This is a genomic window from Streptomyces sp. NPDC126499 (assembly GCF_040302485.1).
Classification (GTDB): Bacteria; Actinomycetota; Actinomycetes; order Streptomycetales; family Streptomycetaceae; genus Streptomyces.
Window position 1 is genome coordinate 257,040 of record NZ_JBEOUO010000007.1, and the last position, 14,980, is coordinate 272,019.

Sequence of the window (14,980 nt, forward strand, 5' to 3'; positions counted from 1 at the left end):
TCCAGGGCAGGGCCCGGCACGGGGCGGGCCCTGCCTCCTTCCCTCAGCGAGCACGAGGTCCGTCACCGTGTCGTACGAGCCCGCGGCGCAGGCGTCCACCGACGAGGACGACGGCTTCGCCGCGTTCGCCGTGGCCGCCTGGCCCCGGCTGGTGCGCACGGCCCAGCTGCTGACGGGGGACTTCCACGAGGCCGAGGACCTGGTGCAGACGACCCTCGCCAAGGTGTACGGCCGCTGGCGCCGGGTCCCGCGCGACGAGATCGACCTCTATGTGCGCCGGGCGCTGATCAACAACAACCTCAGCCGCCTCCGCCGGAAGCGGGTGGTGCACCTGCTGACCCCGGTGCTCCCGGAGTCGGTGCGGCACGCCCACGCGGGCCACGCGGAGACGGTCGAGCAGCGCACCGCGCTCCTCGCGGCGCTCGCCGACCTGCCGGCGCGGCAGCGTGCCGTGATGGTCCTGCGGTACTGGGAGGACCTGGGCGAGCAGGAGATCGCGACGGTGCTCAACTGCTCGATCGGTACGGTCAAGACGCATGCACGGCGCGGCCTCGCGGCGCTGCGGGCCCACCCCGGCCTGACCCTCCCCGGCCCGCCCCGGCCGCCCGCTCCCGCACCTGCTCCTGCCGCTGCTCCCGATCCGGCCGCCTCTCCCTCTCCCTCTCCCGATCCCGATCCTGCCCCCGCCACCCCCACCGGAGCCCGACGATGACCCCCGACCCGGACGCCGACCCGGACGCCGACCCGGACCCGGGCCCGGACTCGCAGCCCCAGGCCCCGGCCTCGGCTCAGCCCCGGCCCGACTCCGACACGGACGCCGAGGACCACCTGCGCGCCGCCTTCGCCCGGACCGCGCGCGACATCACCCCCGGCCCGGTGCCCCTCGCCGCCGTCCGCCGCCGTGGCCGGGCCCACCGGCGCCGCCGCGCGGTGGCGCTCGCCGCCCTGACGGTGCTCTCGGTGTCCGGCGCGGCGACGGTGGCGGCACTGTCCCTGACCGGCCACCGGCCGGTGCCGCCGGCCTCGGCCGGCCCCACAGACCGGATGGTCCCGCCCGTCCCGCCGCTGCCCACCGGCGCCGCCACCGCACCAGTGACCGCTTCGGCGACCGCTTCGGCGACCGCTTCGGCGACGGACCCGGCGACCGCTCCGGTGACGAACCCGGTGACGCAGGTCCGTGTGGTGAGGTCCGGGCAGCGGGTGGACGCGGGCCATGGCCGGCGGCTGTGGCTGACGGCCCAGGGCAAGCACTGGTCGGGGCCGGACGGCATCGAGAACTTCCGCAGCGTCACCGACGGCAACGTCGAGACCTCCCGGCCGGGCATCTCGCACCAGTCGGAGGGCGACGCGTCCGGGGCCTTCCACTCGGGCCTCTACTACGGCACGCGCGCGGTGGGCCGGGTGGAGCTGAGGGACGCGGACGGCCGCACGACCTCCGCGGCGCTCCTGGAGCTGCCGGGCCGCCCCGGGTGGGGGGTCTGGTACGCGTACACCCCGCCCTCGAAGAAGGACCCGGGCAGCACCCCGGACGTGTCCCTCTACGACCGCGACGGCAAGCGCCTGGCCTGGCTCACCGGCCTGCCCGGCACCCCGTAGCGCCCGCGCATCCACCACGGGCCCCGGCCCCGGAACGGTCTGCGCGGGCCGGCGCACCACGGGAATTGGTAATGGCAATCGTTTTCATTTATTCTCCACGCCATGGCCCGCAACGAACTCCGCCCGATCATCAAGCTCCGGTCCACCGCCGGCACCGGCTACACCTACGTCACCCGCAAGAACCGCAGGAACGACCCCGACCGCCTCACCCTGCGCAAGTACGACCCGGTCGTCGGCCGGCACGTCGACTTCCGAGAGGAGCGCTGAGCATGAAGCCCGGCATCCACCCCGACTACCGCCCCGTCGTCTTCCGCGACCGGGCCGGCGGCTGCGCCTTCCTCACCCGCTCGACCATGACCAGCGACAAGACCGTCGAGTGGGAGGACGGCCGCACCTATCCCGTGGTCGACGTGGAGATCTCCTCGGCGAGCCACCCCTTCTACACCGGCACCGCGCGCGTGCTCGACACCGCCGGCCGCGTGGAGCGCTTCGAGAAGCGCTACGGACGGCGCGAGGCCCGCTGATGTCCGCGAGCGCCGGGGCCTCGCCGCCCGCCTTCTCCGTCGTCCTCGTCGGCGGTCTCCACTCCGAGGCCCGCCGCACCACCGTGGACCGGCTGCTCGCCGCCGTACCCGGCAGCGTGGCGCTCCACCACGACCTGTCCACGGCGCCGCTCACCGGGACCGTGGCCCGTACCGTCCGCGACGCCGGCGGCCCGCTCTCCGTCGGTGACGCGCCGCTCGTCAACGACTGCGCCTGCTGCGCCCTGCGCGAGGACCTCGTCCCCGAGCTGGAGCGGCTCGCCGACGAGGCCCCCGCCGGCCGGACCCGGCTGGCGGTCGTCGAGCTCTGGGACTCCGTCGAGCCCAAGGCGATGGCCGAGGTGGTCGCCGCCGCCGGGCTGCGCATCGGCGGCGTCGTCACCGCCGTGGACCCGGCGCTGCTCCTGCCGTACCTCGGCAACGGCGACGATCTCGCCGACGCCGGCCTCGCCGCGGCCGCCACCGACGAGCGGACCGTCGCCGACACCTGGGCGCGCCAGCTGGAGTACGCGCCCGTGCTCGCCGTCGTCGACAGCCCCGAGGCCGACGACGAGGACCGCGCCCTGCTCGCCCAGCTCCACCCCACCGCCCACCGGGTGCGGGTGGACGAGCCGGGCGCGCTCGCCGCCGCCGTGCTCGCCGGGTTCGACGTGGAGGCCGCCGCCGCGGCCCAGCACCCGGCGTGCGCGCGGCTGCCGCAGGAGGCGGACGAGCACGGGGTCACCACCTTCGTCTGGCGCCACCACCGGCCCTTCCACCCCGGCCGGCTGTACGCCGCGCTCGAGGACCTGACCTGTGCCGCCGCCCGCAGCCGCGGCCGTTTCTATCTCGCCGACCGGCCCGACACCCTGCTCGGCTGGGACGCGGCGGGCGGCGCGCTGTGCGTGGAGAGCGCCGGGCCGTGGCTGGCCTCGCTGCCGGACGCCGCCTGGGAGATGGTCCCGCCGATGCGCCGGGCCGCCGCCGCGCTCGACTGGCACCCCGAGCACGGCGACCGCTGCCAGCACCTCGTCTTCACGTCGCCCGGCCTGGACCGCGAGGGTCTGGCCGGGCTCCTCGACTCCTGCCTGCTCACCGACGCCGAGTACGCCGCCGGGCGCGATGCCTGGAAGCGGCTGCCGTCCGACTTCGACACCCTCCTGGAGGTCTGACCCGTGTCCCCCAAGCCGCCCACGTCCCCGAAGCCCGCGAAGTCCGGCCGGGCCGGGCGCCGGTCCACCGCCGCGCGTCCCAACCCGCTGGACGCCGCCGGCATCACGTACGTCGACTACAAGGACACCGACCTGCTGCGGAGGTTCATCTCCGACCGGGGCAAGATCAGGAGCCGTCGGGTGACCCGGGTGACGGCGCAGCAGCAGCGGCAGATCGCGCGGGCCGTCAAGAACGCCAGGGAGATGGCACTGCTGCCGTACTCGTCGGTAGCACGCTGAGTCGCGTAGTCACTACGCGACGCCTCGTGCACGTGCATCTGCGCATGCAGATGCCCCTGCATCGGCATATGAACACAGCTATGATCCGAGGAAGTTGACACCTGCACCAAACTTCTCGGGGAGCTACCAGTGCATCACGCGCACCACGCGTACAACGGCATGGCGGCCACGGAGCTTCGTGGTGTCGTGTGGCAGAAGAGCAGGCACAGCAACTCCCAGGGCTCCTGCGTGGAGTTCGCCAAGCTGCCCGGAGGGGACGTCGCCGTCCGCAACTCCCGGCACCCCGACGGACCCGCGCTCGTCTACACCCCCGCCGAGATCGAGGCGCTGATCCTGGGTGTGAAGGACGGGGAGTTCGACCACCTGGTGTGAGGAAACGTATCCGCGTACGACAAGGGCCCCGACGATGACTGCCGTGGGGGCCCTTTCGTACGTCATGGGTGCCGAGCGCCCGTGAGCGCGGCGGGCTACTCCGGTCCCAGCCGGAACAGCGCCCACACCACCTTGCCCTGGAGGGTGCCGGCGAGCGGGTGCCAGCCCCAGCTGTCGCTGAACGACTCCACCAGGAACAGCCCGCGCCCCGACTCGGCGGCGAAGTCCTCCCCGCCCTGCCGTGTCTCAGGGCTCTCCCGGCTGGGGTCGCGCACGGCGCACACCAGGCGCGAGGCCCAGCGCATCAGGTGCAGCCGGACGGGCGGATTCAGGCCTTCCTCGGCACCGTGATCACGGCCGTCCGCCGCCTCCGCGGGCAGCGCATGGCGCAGCGCGTTGGTGACGAGCTCGGAGACCACGAGGGCGACATCGTCGAAACGGTCCGCGAGATCCCAGTTGCTGAGCGTCTGACTGGTGAACTTCCGGGCGCCGCGCACCGCGTCGTAACGGGGTGGCAGGGCGCAGGAGGCCGAGTTGGAGACGGTCGAGGGATCGATCGGCGGAAGTCCCTGCCGTAACGGCTCGAGCATGGTCGATCCATTCGGTCCCATGCGAGGCACTCCCGGGAATCGCGGCGGTGGTGCGACAAGGCGGTGCGAAGGCGGTGCGACAGCAGTGCGGCACCGCGCGAGTACGCGGCTGCGCGAGCACCATGGTTCCGAATGCGCCCAAGGGATGCAAGGGCAGATGCACGTGCACGCGCCGGACCTGTCCGTCCCCGTGCCGAATCTGTGCATAAGTCGTCCACCTCTGGACCATCCCGTGCGCCGAAGCTGCCCGGAACCCGTCCCCTATCCGTAATCGAATGTGTACGCGCTGAAGCGTTTAGTGGCAGAATCCGGGGCTCGACGGGGGCTCGACAGCGAGAGCAGCACCGTGAAGGGGAGGCTGGAGCCGTGACGGCAGGCGAATCGAGCGGGGCGAGCGGGAGCGTGGTGCGCCGCATCCTGCTGGGCTCCCAGTTGAGGCGACTGCGCGAGTCCCGTGGCATCACCCGGGAGGCGGCCGGTTATTCGATCCGGGCGTCCGAATCCAAGATCAGCCGTATGGAGTTGGGAAGGGTGAGCTTCAAGGCCAGGGACGTCGAGGACCTGCTCACGCTCTACGGGGTGAGCGACGAGGCCGAGCGCGGCGCGCTCCTCGGCCTGGCCCGCGAGGCCAACCTCGCCGGCTGGTGGCACAGCTACGGCGACGTGCTGCCGGGCTGGTTCCAGACGTACATCGGCCTGGAGGGCGCCGCCTCCCTCATCCGCATCTACGAAGTGCAGTTCGTGCACGGCCTGTTGCAGACCGAGGCATACGCCCATGCCGTCGTCACCCGCGGCATGCCCGACGCCCCGCGTGCCGAGGTCGACCGCCGGGTCGCCCTGCGCCTGGAACGCCAGAAGGTCCTCGTCTCCGAGAACGCGCCGCACCTGCACGCCGTCCTCGACGAGGCCGCGCTGCGCCGCCCGTACGGCGACCGGTCGGTGATGCGGGGCCAGTTGAGGCACCTGATCGAGGTCTCCGAGCACCACAACGTCACCCTGCAGGTCATGCCCTTCAGCTTCGGCGGCCACGCGGGCGAGAGCGGCGCCTTCACGATGCTGAGCTTCCCCGAGTCCGACCTCTCCGACGTCGTCTACCTGGAGCAGCTGACCGGCGCCCTCTACCTCGACAAGCGCGAGGAAGTCGCGCAGTACGCGCGCGCGATGGAGCGGCTGCAGAAGGACAGCCCCGATCCCGCGGAGAGCCGCGACCTGCTCCGGGGACTGCTCCAGCTCTCCTGACCATCCGGAAGCGGCCGGGTCCCGCGAGCCCTCCAGGTCCTGTGGGGCTCCCGAGTCCCCCTGGCCCCGCGAGCCCTGCCGGGTCCCGAGAGTCCCGCGAGATCCCGAGGCCCTCGCGAGCCCTGCCGGGTCCCGAGAGTCCCGCGAGATCCCGAGGCCCTGATCCCCGTGAGGCACTGCAACTCCACTGATACGTCAGTACGATGACGTGACATCAGTGAGGCGGCTGTGACGCGGCAGTCGTCCGTGCTCCGTGCCGACGTCCGCCACCGCGGGTAAGGGGTCTCGTTCCATGGCACCGTCCTCCTCGTCCAGCGACTACTTCACCGAACTGGCCCACCAGTACATCGACGGCGAGTGGAAGCCGGGCAGCGGTTCCTGGGACATCATCGACTTCAACCCGTACACCGGCGAGAAGCTGGCGGCCATCACCATCGCCACCACCGCCGAGGTGGACCGCGCCTACCGGGCCGCCGAGCGCGCCCAGGCCGAGTGGGCCGAGACCAACCCGTACACCCGCCGGCTCGTCTTCGAGCGGGCGCTGCGGATCGTCGAGGAGCGCGAGGAGCAGATCGCCGAGACGATCGTCGCCGAGCTCGGCGGGACGCGCCTGAAGGCCGCCTTCGAGCTGCACCTCGCCAAGGAGTTCCTGCGCGAGGCGGCCCAGCTGGCGCTGCGCCCCGAAGGCCGCATCCTGCCCTCCCCGGTGGACGGCAAGGAGAACCGGGTCTACCGCCTCCCGGTCGGTGTCGTCGGAGTGATCTCGCCCTTCAACTTCCCCTTCTTCCTGTCGATCAAGTCGGTCGCCCCGGCCCTCGCCCTCGGCAACGCCGTCGTCCTCAAGCCCCACCAGAACACCCCGATCTGCGGCGGCACCCTCATCGCCAAGATCCTGGAGGACGCCGGGCTGCCGGCCGGACTGCTCAACGTCGTCGTCACCGACATCGCCGAGATCGGCGACGCCCTCCTCACCCATCCCGTCCCGAAGGTCATCTCCTTCACCGGCTCCGACCGCACCGGCCGCCACGTCGCCACCGTCTGCGCCCGGCACTTCAAGCACGCCGTGCTCGAACTCGGCGGCAACAGCGCCCTGATCGTCCTCGACGACGCCGACGTCGACTACGCCGTGGACGCGGCGGTCTTCAGCCGTTTCGTGCACCAGGGGCAGGTCTGCATGGCCGCCAACCGGATCCTGGTGGACCGCACCCTGGAGGCGGAGTTCACCGAGAAGTTCGTCGCCAAGGTGAAGACGCTGCGGGTCGGCGACCCGGCCGACCCGGCCACCCACATCGGCCCGCTCATCAACTCCCAGCAGGCCGAGGCCGTCTCCTCGGTCGTCGACCAGACCGTCGCCGCCGGCGCCACCGCCCTGCTGCGCGGCTCGGTCGAGGGCAGCCTGGTCTCCCCGACCGTCCTCACCGGCATCGCCCCCGACGCGCCGGTCCTCGGCCAGGAGATCTTCGGTCCCGTCGCCCTGATCGTGCCGTTCGACGGCGAGGACGAGGCCGTACGGATCGCCAACGACACCCCGTACGGGCTGAGCGGTGCCGTGCACACCGGTGACATCGAGAGGGGCGTGCGGCTCGCCAAGCGCATCCACACCGGCATGATCCACATCAACGACGGCAGCGTGCACGACGAGCCGATCGTGCCGTTCGGCGGCGAGAAGCGGTCGGGCATCGGCCGGCTGAACGGCGAGGCGACGATCGAGGCGTTCACCACGCAGAAGTGGATCTCCATCCAGCACGGCCGCAGCCGGTTCCCCTTCTAGCTCCCCGGACGGCGCTTGAGGACCGCAGCTGTCCGCAAGGGTCCGTAGCGTGGTCGGTGTCGAAAAGGTTCACGTAGGCGCACACAGGCACGTACGGAAGGCGGACACCATGGTTGCTCTCGTTCCCGCGGAGGCCCCCGGCGATGAGCGCGGCGCGCTCCTCAACTTCATCGAGGCGCAGCGGGCCGCCATCGTCCGGGCCTCCTTCGGGCTCACCGAGGAGCAGGCGGCGAGCCGCCCCAGCGCCAGCGAGCTGTCGCTCTCCGGGCTGATCAAGCACGTCGCGGAGGTCGAGCTCAACTGGCTGCGGCTCGCCCAGCAGCGGCCCAACGAGCGGCAGCGCACCCAGGAGACGTGGGACGAGGCCTTCCGGCTCCTGGACGGCGAGACGGTCCCCGAGACCCTGGCCTTCTGGGAGGGCGTGGCCAAGGAGACCGAGGAGTTCGTGCGTTCCGTGCCGAGCCTGGACGAGACCTTCCCGCTGCCGCCGGCGCCCTGGTTCCCGAAGGACGGGCGGGTGACGGTCCGCTGGATGCTGCTCCACCTGGTGCAGGAGATGGGCCGGCACGCCGGGCACGCGGACATCATCCGGGAGTCCCTGGACGGCAAGGGGTCGTTCGAGCTGATCGAGCTGGAGAAGGCCGCGGCCGGAGGCCGGCAGGCCGCTTCGTAGCCCTTTCGGGCCACGGCTGTCCGGCCTAGTCAAGGTTGATCAGTGCCTCATTAGACTCGGAGCATGTCAGCGATCCGTCTTCTCGTCCTCGGCGCGGTCAAGCAGCACGGCCGCGCCCACGGCTATCAGGTGCGCAACGACCTGGAGTTCTGGGGCGCGCACGAGTGGTCCAACGCCAAGCCCGGCTCGATCTACCACGCGCTCAAGCAGATGGCGAAGCAGGGACTGCTTGTCGCCGACGAGATCGCGCCGAGCACGGCCGGTGGCCCGCCGCGGGTCGAGTACGAGATCACGGAGGCGGGCCGGGAGGAGTACTTCCGGCTGCTGCGCGAGGCGCTGGCCACGTACGACCAGGAGATGGACGTGCTGTCGTCCGCCATCGGCTTCATCGTGGACCTGCCGCGCGCGGAGGCCGTGGAGCTGCTGCGGGCCCGGGTGCGGGGCCTGGACGCGTGGCGGGCGTCGGTCACCCAGTACTACACGCCGGAGGGCGGGCCGGGGCAGCTCGGCCACATCGGGGAGATCATGCACCTGTGGGTGCACACGGCCGACGCGGGCCGGGAGTGGACGCTCGGTCTGATCGACCGGATCGAGGCGGGGGCGTACACCTTCGCCGGGGAGGGCGAGCCCTTCGTCGGCGTCCTCGCGGAGGGCCAGGAGAACCCGTTCGCGACGGACCGCGAACGCGACAGCTAATCAAGTTTGACTAAGGGTGCCTCCGGGCGTACTCTCCCGGCGCGGGCAAGTGATCAAATTTGACTACGGATTTTTCGGGAGGAACGGGTATGCCAGTCGGCTCACGAGAAGCGGAACACGCGATCCTCGTCGCGGGCGCGCACAAGCGCTACGGCGAGAAGAAGGCGCTCGACGGCCTCGACCTGGCCGTCCGGCGCGGCACCGTGCACGGCCTGCTCGGCCCCAACGGCGCCGGGAAGACCACGACCGTACGGGTCCTGTCCACCCTCCTGCGGCACGACGAGGGCGAGGTGAGGGTGGCCGGGTACGACGTACGCCGCCGGGCCGCCGACGTACGGCGGCGGATCGGACTGCTCGGCCAGCACGCGGCCCTCGACGAGGACCTGTCCGGCCGGCAGAACCTGGAGATGTTCGGGCGGCTGCACCACCTGGGCGCGCGGGGCGCGGGGCGGCGCGCGGACGAGCTCCTGGAGTGCTTCGGGCTCGCGGACACGGGCCGCAAGCCCGTACGGCAGTACAGCGGAGGCATGCGGCGGCGGCTCGACCTGGCCGCCTCGCTGATCACCGACCCGGAGGTGCTCTTCCTCGACGAGCCGACCACCGGGCTCGACCCGCGCGGCCGGGGCGAGGTGTGGGACTCCGTGCGCTCCCTGGTCGGCGGAGGGACGACCGTGCTGCTGACCACCCAGTACCTGGAGGAGGCCGACCGGCTCGCCGACCGCGTCTCGGTCGTCGACCGCGGCCGGGTGGTCGCCGACGGCACCCCCGGCGAACTGAAGACCCGCGTCGGCCGCGACCGCATCGACGTGGTCGTACGGGACGGGGCCCGGCTCGACGAGGCGGTGAAGCTGCTCCCGTTCCGCCCCGCGGAGACCGAGGTCGACCGCGACCGGCGACGCGTCAGCGCGCCCGTGGAGGACCGGATGGCCTCCCTCGCGCAGACCGTACGGGCCCTGGAGACGGCCGGCATCGAGGCGGAGGACATCGCCCTGCGGCGGCCGACCCTCGACGAGGTCTTCCTGCATCTGACCGGTGAGCGCGAGGAGGTGGCCGCATGAGCGCGGTGGACACGGGTGGCCGCACGGGGACGGCGTACGCGGGTGGCCGCACGTGGGCGGCGTACGCGGTGAGCGACTGCTGGACCATGACCCGGCGGGAGCTGGCGCACTGGGCACGGCAGCCCGTCCAGGTCGTGGTCGGGCTGGTGTTCCCGGTCATGATGCTGCTGATGTTCGGCTACCTGGTCGGCGGCGGGCGCGCGATCGAGGGCGACTACGTCGACTTCCTCGTGCCCGGCATGCTCACCCTGACCATGGTGTTCGGGCTCGAAGGCACCATGACGGCGGTGACGCGGGACCTGAACAAGGGCGTGATCGACCGCTTCCGGTCGATGCCGATGACCGACGGCGCCGTCCTCGTGGGGCGGGCGGCCGCCGACATGCTCCAGTCGACGGTGGGCCTGCTCCTGATGACGGGCGTGGGGTACGCGCTCGGCTGGCGCGCGCACGGCGGCTTCGGGGCGTTCCTGGGGGCGATGGGGCTGCTGCTCCTGCTGCGGTTCGCGATGCTGTGGGTCGGGATCTTCCTGGCCCTGGTCGCGGGGCGGGCGGAGCTGGTGCAGGCGGTGCAGATCCTGGTCTGGCCGGTCGGTTTCCTGTCCAACGCGTTCGCCTCGCCCGAGGCCATGCCGGGCTGGCTGGGCGCGGCCGTGGAGTGGAACCCGATGTCGGCGACGGCGACGGCGGTACGGGACCTGTGCGGCGGCCCGGGCGGCGAACCGGGCTGGGTGGGCGCGGCGGTGGTGTGGCCGGTGGTGCTGACGGCGGTGTTCTTCCCGCTGGCGGTGCGGAGGTTCGGCCGGCTCGGGAAATAGCGGGACGGAGGTGGGAACCCGGAGGCGGTGAGCGGTGTAACAGAGGCAGCGGGTCTTCATCGAGACGAAGGACCGAGGGACAGGGGGAGTTCGATGCGTGCGACGCGCGGTTCCTTGACGGCGGTGTGGGCCGCCCTGCTTCTGCTTCTGCTCGCCGCGTGCACGGGGGCGCCCCGGCCGGCCGGACCGACCGGGGGGCCTTCCGGCGGGCCGCCGCCATCGGCGGGAGGCCCACCGCCCTCGGGCACGGCCCCGGGCACGAGGACCGGGCCGTACGGGGCTCCGGCGCGGATACCGTCCGCGCCGGGGCTGCCCGGCTGGGCGCACAGCCTCGGCTTCGCGGCGGACGGCAGCGGCTTCGTGCTGCTCGTCCAGTGCGTGACGGACGAGGCGCGGCCGACGAACGGCTTCTGCCGTCAGCAGGTCGCCGCCCTCGACCGGGGCGCGCGGTCCTGGGCGCTGCGGTCGACGCCCCTGCCGGAGATACCACCGTCGCGGGGCGTCTCGGCCGGGCTCACGGTGCTCGGGCCGGGGCGGGCGCTGATCGAGGACGGCGGAGGGGAGGAGCCGGAGCGGACCTGGTTCACCCGGGACGGGGGCCGGAGCTGGCGCGCGGTCGACCGGCGCACGGTCGGCACGACCCCGCTGATACCCGCGGGCGCGGTCCTCACCACCGCGTGCGTGGCGCCCGCCCGCGCCACGCCGGAGGAGTGCGCCCGCGAGCGGCTGGTCGTGATCTCCCCCGAGGACGGGCGGCGCCGGGCGCTGGCCCGGGTGCCGGCGCTCGGGGCGCACCCGCGCCCGGCGGCCGTGCCGGAGCCGGACGGCTCGTGGTGGGTGTCCGGCACCGATCCGCTCACCGGCCGGACCGGTCTGGCCGTCTCCCGGGACGCGGGCCGCAGCTGGTCGCCGGCCCGGCTGACGGGCACGGCCGGCCGGCCCGGCCACGGAGCGGTCGTCGCGGTCGGCCCGGACGCGGTGTACGCGGCCGAGCTGGGCGAGCTGGACGCCGGCGAGCCGGTGAAGAACCCGCTGCGGGCCCTGCACCGCTCGGTCGACGGCGGCCGCACCTTCACCCGGATGTGGACCACCGGCCCCGACGCGGAGCCGCGCAGCCTCCTGGGCCTGCCGGTGCCCGGCCCCGGCGGCCGGGTGCGGGTCGACGCGGAGCCGCGGGCGTACGCGAGCGAGGACGGCGGCCGCACCTTCGGGGCCACGGAGTCGGGCTCCTCCTGGGTGCGGCGCACCGGCATCGGGCTGCTACGGGAGGCCGGCGACCGCTGCGTCTACGCCACGACACGGGACGGGGTGCGCTGGTCGGAGTTCCGGCTGGCCTGCGAGGACCCGGTCGGCGGCGGGGCATAGGCCCTGGCGTCCTTCAGTGGTGGAAGGCGGTCGCGGCGCCCTGGTCCTGGGTGAAGGGGCGCGGCTGCCGCCGCAGCTCGGGCAGCAGCCGGTGCAGGTCCTCGACGAGGAGCCCGGCCAGGTCGGCGGAGAAGCCGTTGCGGCAGACGACGCGCAGCACCGACAGGTCCTCCCGGTGGGCGGGGAAGGTGTAGGCGGGGACGAGCCAGCCCCGTTCGCGCAGCCGGCGCGAGACGTCGAAGACATCGAAGGAGGTGACGTCCGGGGCGGTGGTGAAGGCGAAGACCGGCAGTTGGTCGCCCCGGGTCAGCAGGCGGAAGTCACCCATGGCCTCGATCCGCTCGGCCAGGCCGCGGGCGACGTCCCGGGTGGTCTGCTGGACCGCCCGGTAGCCCTCCCGGCCCAGCCGGAGGAACGTGTAGTACTGCGCGACGACCTGGGCGCCGGGGCGGGAGAAGTTCAGGGCGAAGGTCGGCATGTCGCCGCCCAGGTAGTTCACCCGGAAGACGAGCTCCTCGGGCAGTTCGTCGGCCGAGCGCCACAGCGCCCAGCCGACACCCGGATAGACCAGTCCGTACTTGTGACCGGAGGTGTTGATCGAGGAGACCCGCGGCAGCCGGAAATCCCACACCAGGTCCTCGTCGAGGAAGGGGGCGATCATGCCGCCGGAGGCGCCGTCCACATGGACGGGGACGTCGAGCCCGGTGCGGGCCTGGAGATCGTCGAGGGCGGCGCAGATGTCGGCGACGGGCTCGTAGGAGCCGTCGAAGGTGGAGCCGAGGACGGCGACCACACCGATGGTGTTCTCGTCGCAGAGCGCGGCGGCGGAGGCGGCGTCGAGGTGGAAGCGGTCGCCCTCCATGGGCACCAGACGCGGCTCGACCTCCCAGAAGGCGCAGAACTTCTCCCAGCAGACCTGCACGTTGACACCCATCACCAGATTGGGCCGGGCACCCGGGTAGCGGTCGGAGTTCCGCTTCGACCAGCGGCGCTTGAGGGCCATTCCGGCCAGCATGCAGGCCTCGCTGGAGCCGGTGGTCGAGCAGCCGACGGCGGCCGACGGGTCGGGCGCGTTCCACAGCTGGGCCAGCATGGAGACGCAGCGGCGCTCCAGCTCGGCCGTGCGCGGGTACTCGTCCTTGTCGATCATGTTCTTGTCGCGGCATTCGCCCATGAGCACGCCGGCCTGCGGCTCCATCCAGGTCGTGACGAAGGTGGCCAGATTGAGCCGGGAGTTGCCGTCGAGCATCAGCTCGTCGTGGACGAGCTGGTACGCCGTCGCCGGCGGCAGCGGCCCGTCGGGCAGCCGGTGGCGCGGCGGAGCCTCCGTCATGCCGCCGACCGGGTTGGCCTCGCCGTAGAACGGGTTGAAGGCCAGCCGCCGGAAAGGGACGCTCTCCTGGTCCCCGGGACCCTTGTGCAACGCCACGTGGGGCTCCTTCCTGGAAGCGGAGGGCGGGGCGCGGTGTCTCCGCGGCGCCAGGGGCCTGTCTTCCGGCCTGATCCGAAAGAAGGCCCTAGACGCGCGGCGCGATCACCACGGCGGTCCCGTAGGCACACACCTCCGTGCCCACGTCAGCGGCCTCCGTGACATCGAAACGGAACATCAGCACCGCGTTCGCGCCCCGCGCCCGCGCCTGCTCCACCAGACGCTCCATCGCCTGGTTGCGGGTCTCCACCAGCGTCTTCGTCAGCCCCTTCAGCTCCCCGCCGATCATCGACTTCAGACCCGCGCCGATCTGGCTGCCCAGATGCCGCGAGCGGACGGTCAGCCCGAACACCTCGCCGATCACCTGCCGCACCTCGTGTCCCGGCACGTCGTTCGTGGTGACCACCAGCACATCCGACTGGGCCACCTGGCCGCCGCCGTACTCGTCGATGCCCATCCGCATCCACCTCCTGCGCCTCAGCCTGGGCCCGCCGGGGCCCGCACGCACCCGGGACTGGGCCGGCCGGGAGCCGGGTGGAACCAAGGGCGTTCACCCGGCGTTGATAGCTTGGGGCGGCAGTCCCGTACGACAATCCCCCACGTGCCCTTCCCGCCCCCACCGACCGCAGGAGCCCGGAACCCGTGAACACGCTTGCCCTCGGACCGAGCTGGCTGGACCCGGACTATCTGATCCAGACCTTCGGGCTGATCGGTGTCCTCGTCATCGTCTTCGCCGAGTCCGGACTCCTCATCGGGTTCTTCCTGCCCGGTGACTCCCTGCTCTTCACCACCGGCCTGCTCGTCACCACCGAGAAGCTGGACCAGCCGCTGTGGCTGGTGTGCACGCTGATCGTCGCCGCGGCCATCATCGGCGACCAGGTCGGCTACCTCTTCGGCCGCAAGGTCGGCCCGGCCCTCTTCAAGCGCCCCGACTCCCGCTTCTTCAAGCAGGAGAACGTGGAGAAGGCCCACGACTTCTTCGAGAAGCACGGCCCGAAGTCCCTCATCCTGGCCCGCTTCGTGCCGATCGTCCGCACCTTCACGCCGATCATCGCCGGCGTCAGCCAGATGAACTACCGCTCGTTCATCACCTTCAACATCATCGGCGGCGTCCTGTGGGGCGCGGGCGTGACGCTCCTCGGCGCGTCCCTCGGCAAGGTGGAGTTCGTCCACCGGCACATCGAGGCCATCCTCATCCTCATCGTGCTGATCTCCGTGCTCCCGATCGTGATCGAATACCTGCGCGCCCGCTCCCAGTCGAAGAAGCAGCGGCAGAACGACGACCACGACGCCCCCGGCACCCCCAACCCGGAGCGCGGCCGCCACGCCAAGCGCTAGAGCAGACCCTCCTTTTTGAGGCTCGGTTCGCCCCTGGGCGAGTGAGCCGAAGGGCGCCGCGGGTGT

The 14,980-nt window shown here is 72.3% G+C and carries 18 protein-coding genes; 15 read left to right on the forward strand and 3 right to left on the reverse strand.

The annotated features are described in order from the left end of the window. The first annotated feature begins 67 nt into the window (after nt 1–67). The 7 genes from ABTZ91_RS13055 to ABTZ91_RS13085 all read left to right on the forward strand — a co-directional run bounded on the left by ABTZ91_RS13055 (nt 68) and on the right by ABTZ91_RS13085 (nt 3,940). Nucleotides 68–712 (forward strand): SigE family RNA polymerase sigma factor, encoded by a 645-nt coding sequence (locus ABTZ91_RS13055; RefSeq protein WP_352077201.1) that lies wholly within the window; start codon nt 68–70, stop codon nt 710–712. Beyond that, the gene (locus ABTZ91_RS13060) at nt 709–1,596 is read left to right on the forward strand and encodes a hypothetical protein (protein WP_352077202.1); all 888 of its coding nucleotides are present in this window, start codon (nt 709–711) and stop codon (nt 1,594–1,596) included. Before ABTZ91_RS13055 ends, ABTZ91_RS13060 begins: the two co-directional genes overlap by 4 nt. Nucleotides 1,597–1,698: 102 nt before the next feature. Continuing rightward, entirely contained in the window at nt 1,699–1,863 is a 165-nt protein-coding gene (gene rpmG / locus ABTZ91_RS13065; protein ID WP_026252351.1) for a 50S ribosomal protein L33, read from the forward strand. Between the two features lie 2 nt (nt 1,864–1,865). Further along, nucleotides 1,866–2,120: a type B 50S ribosomal protein L31 gene (locus tag ABTZ91_RS13070; protein WP_352077203.1), complete on the forward strand. Its 255-nt coding sequence runs from the start codon at nt 1,866–1,868 to the stop codon at nt 2,118–2,120. Further along, a complete protein-coding gene (locus tag ABTZ91_RS13075; RefSeq protein WP_352077204.1) occupies nt 2,120–3,289 on the forward strand; it encodes a GTP-binding protein in 1,170 nt (389 codons plus the stop codon). Before ABTZ91_RS13070 ends, ABTZ91_RS13075 begins: the two co-directional genes overlap by 1 nt. 3 nt (nt 3,290–3,292) lie before the next feature. Then, nucleotides 3,293–3,568, forward strand: coding sequence for a 30S ribosomal protein S18 (rpsR, locus tag ABTZ91_RS13080; protein ID WP_407077946.1), 276 nt, complete (start codon nt 3,293–3,295; stop codon nt 3,566–3,568). 159 nt (nt 3,569–3,727) lie between these two features. Further along, on the forward strand, nt 3,728–3,940 hold the full coding sequence (locus tag ABTZ91_RS13085) for a DUF397 domain-containing protein (protein ID WP_345492284.1): 213 nt from the start codon (nt 3,728–3,730) through the stop codon (nt 3,938–3,940). Nucleotides 3,941–4,035: 95 nt separating this feature from the next. Here the strand turns inward: ABTZ91_RS13085 and ABTZ91_RS13090 are convergent, their stop codons facing one another. Continuing rightward, the gene (locus ABTZ91_RS13090) at nt 4,036–4,551 is read right to left on the reverse strand and encodes an ATP-binding protein (RefSeq protein ID WP_352077205.1); all 516 of its coding nucleotides are present in this window, start codon (nt 4,549–4,551) and stop codon (nt 4,036–4,038) included. Between the two features lie 345 nt (nt 4,552–4,896). Here ABTZ91_RS13090 and ABTZ91_RS13095 point away from each other — a divergent pair, with 345 nt between their 5' ends. From ABTZ91_RS13095 to ABTZ91_RS13125, 7 genes are all read left to right on the forward strand, one after another. After that, nucleotides 4,897–5,769 carry a helix-turn-helix transcriptional regulator gene (locus ABTZ91_RS13095; protein ID WP_352077206.1) on the forward strand — a complete coding sequence of 291 codons (873 nt, stop codon included), beginning with the start codon at nt 4,897–4,899 and terminating at the stop codon, nt 5,767–5,769. A 292-nt stretch (nt 5,770–6,061) separates the two neighbouring features. Next, nucleotides 6,062–7,540, forward strand: a complete 1,479-nt coding sequence (locus ABTZ91_RS13100) for an aldehyde dehydrogenase family protein (protein WP_352077207.1) — start codon at nt 6,062–6,064, stop codon at nt 7,538–7,540. 109 nt (nt 7,541–7,649) lie between these two features. Beyond that, nucleotides 7,650–8,213, forward strand: a complete 564-nt coding sequence (locus ABTZ91_RS13105) for a DinB family protein (RefSeq protein ID WP_352077208.1) — start codon at nt 7,650–7,652, stop codon at nt 8,211–8,213. A gap of 63 nt (nt 8,214–8,276) precedes the next feature. Continuing rightward, nucleotides 8,277–8,909, forward strand: coding sequence for a PadR family transcriptional regulator (locus tag ABTZ91_RS13110; protein ID WP_352077209.1), 633 nt, complete (start codon nt 8,277–8,279; stop codon nt 8,907–8,909). Between the two features lie 89 nt (nt 8,910–8,998). Then, nucleotides 8,999–9,967 carry an ATP-binding cassette domain-containing protein gene (locus ABTZ91_RS13115; RefSeq protein ID WP_352077210.1) on the forward strand — a complete coding sequence of 323 codons (969 nt, stop codon included), beginning with the start codon at nt 8,999–9,001 and terminating at the stop codon, nt 9,965–9,967. Next, on the forward strand, nt 9,964–10,782 hold the full coding sequence (locus tag ABTZ91_RS13120) for an ABC transporter permease (RefSeq protein ID WP_407077947.1): 819 nt from the start codon (nt 9,964–9,966) through the stop codon (nt 10,780–10,782). The genes ABTZ91_RS13115 and ABTZ91_RS13120 overlap by 4 nt, the downstream gene beginning before the upstream one ends. A 93-nt stretch (nt 10,783–10,875) precedes the next feature. Continuing rightward, a complete protein-coding gene (locus ABTZ91_RS13125; RefSeq protein ID WP_352077211.1) occupies nt 10,876–12,147 on the forward strand; it encodes an exo-alpha-sialidase in 1,272 nt (423 codons plus the stop codon). A 13-nt stretch (nt 12,148–12,160) separates the two neighbouring features. Here ABTZ91_RS13125 and ABTZ91_RS13130 read toward each other — a convergent pair whose 3' ends face one another. Both ABTZ91_RS13130 and ABTZ91_RS13135 read right to left on the reverse strand, forming a co-directional pair. Continuing rightward, complete coding sequence (locus ABTZ91_RS13130) at nt 12,161–13,576, reverse strand: glutamate decarboxylase (RefSeq protein ID WP_352077212.1); 1,416 nt, start codon at nt 13,574–13,576, stop codon at nt 12,161–12,163. 88 nt (nt 13,577–13,664) lie between these two features. Next, nucleotides 13,665–14,033: a YbjQ family protein gene (locus ABTZ91_RS13135; protein WP_345487190.1), complete on the reverse strand. Its 369-nt coding sequence runs from the start codon at nt 14,031–14,033 to the stop codon at nt 13,665–13,667. 185 nt (nt 14,034–14,218) lie between these two features. On the opposite strand from ABTZ91_RS13135, the gene ABTZ91_RS13140 reads away from it, so the two are divergent. Beyond that, entirely contained in the window at nt 14,219–14,914 is a 696-nt protein-coding gene (locus ABTZ91_RS13140; protein WP_352077213.1) for a VTT domain-containing protein, read from the forward strand. The last annotated feature ends 66 nt before the right edge of the window (nt 14,915–14,980 follow it).

Excerpts from the sequence above, each read along its gene's own strand:
- ABTZ91_RS13060 (WP_352077202.1), top strand. The coding sequence starts at position 709 with ATGACCCCCGACCCGGACGCCGACCCGGACGCCGACCCGGACCCGGGC.
- rpmG (WP_026252351.1), top strand. The coding sequence starts at position 1,699 with ATGGCCCGCAACGAACTCCGCCCGATCATCAAGCTCCGGTCCACCGCC.
- ABTZ91_RS13070 (WP_352077203.1), top strand. The coding sequence starts at position 1,866 with ATGAAGCCCGGCATCCACCCCGACTACCGCCCCGTCGTCTTCCGCGAC.
- ABTZ91_RS13075 (WP_352077204.1), top strand. The coding sequence starts at position 2,120 with ATGTCCGCGAGCGCCGGGGCCTCGCCGCCCGCCTTCTCCGTCGTCCTC.
- ABTZ91_RS13085 (WP_345492284.1), top strand. The coding sequence starts at position 3,728 with ATGGCGGCCACGGAGCTTCGTGGTGTCGTGTGGCAGAAGAGCAGGCAC.
- ABTZ91_RS13090 (WP_352077205.1), bottom strand. The coding sequence starts at position 4,551 with ATGGGACCGAATGGATCGACCATGCTCGAGCCGTTACGGCAGGGACTT.
- ABTZ91_RS13100 (WP_352077207.1), top strand. The coding sequence starts at position 6,062 with ATGGCACCGTCCTCCTCGTCCAGCGACTACTTCACCGAACTGGCCCAC.
- ABTZ91_RS13105 (WP_352077208.1), top strand. The coding sequence starts at position 7,650 with ATGGTTGCTCTCGTTCCCGCGGAGGCCCCCGGCGATGAGCGCGGCGCG.
- ABTZ91_RS13110 (WP_352077209.1), top strand. The coding sequence starts at position 8,277 with ATGTCAGCGATCCGTCTTCTCGTCCTCGGCGCGGTCAAGCAGCACGGC.
- ABTZ91_RS13115 (WP_352077210.1), top strand. The coding sequence starts at position 8,999 with ATGCCAGTCGGCTCACGAGAAGCGGAACACGCGATCCTCGTCGCGGGC.
- ABTZ91_RS13120 (WP_407077947.1), top strand. The coding sequence starts at position 9,964 with ATGAGCGCGGTGGACACGGGTGGCCGCACGGGGACGGCGTACGCGGGT.
- ABTZ91_RS13125 (WP_352077211.1), top strand. The coding sequence starts at position 10,876 with ATGCGTGCGACGCGCGGTTCCTTGACGGCGGTGTGGGCCGCCCTGCTT.
- ABTZ91_RS13135 (WP_345487190.1), bottom strand. The coding sequence starts at position 14,033 with ATGGGCATCGACGAGTACGGCGGCGGCCAGGTGGCCCAGTCGGATGTG.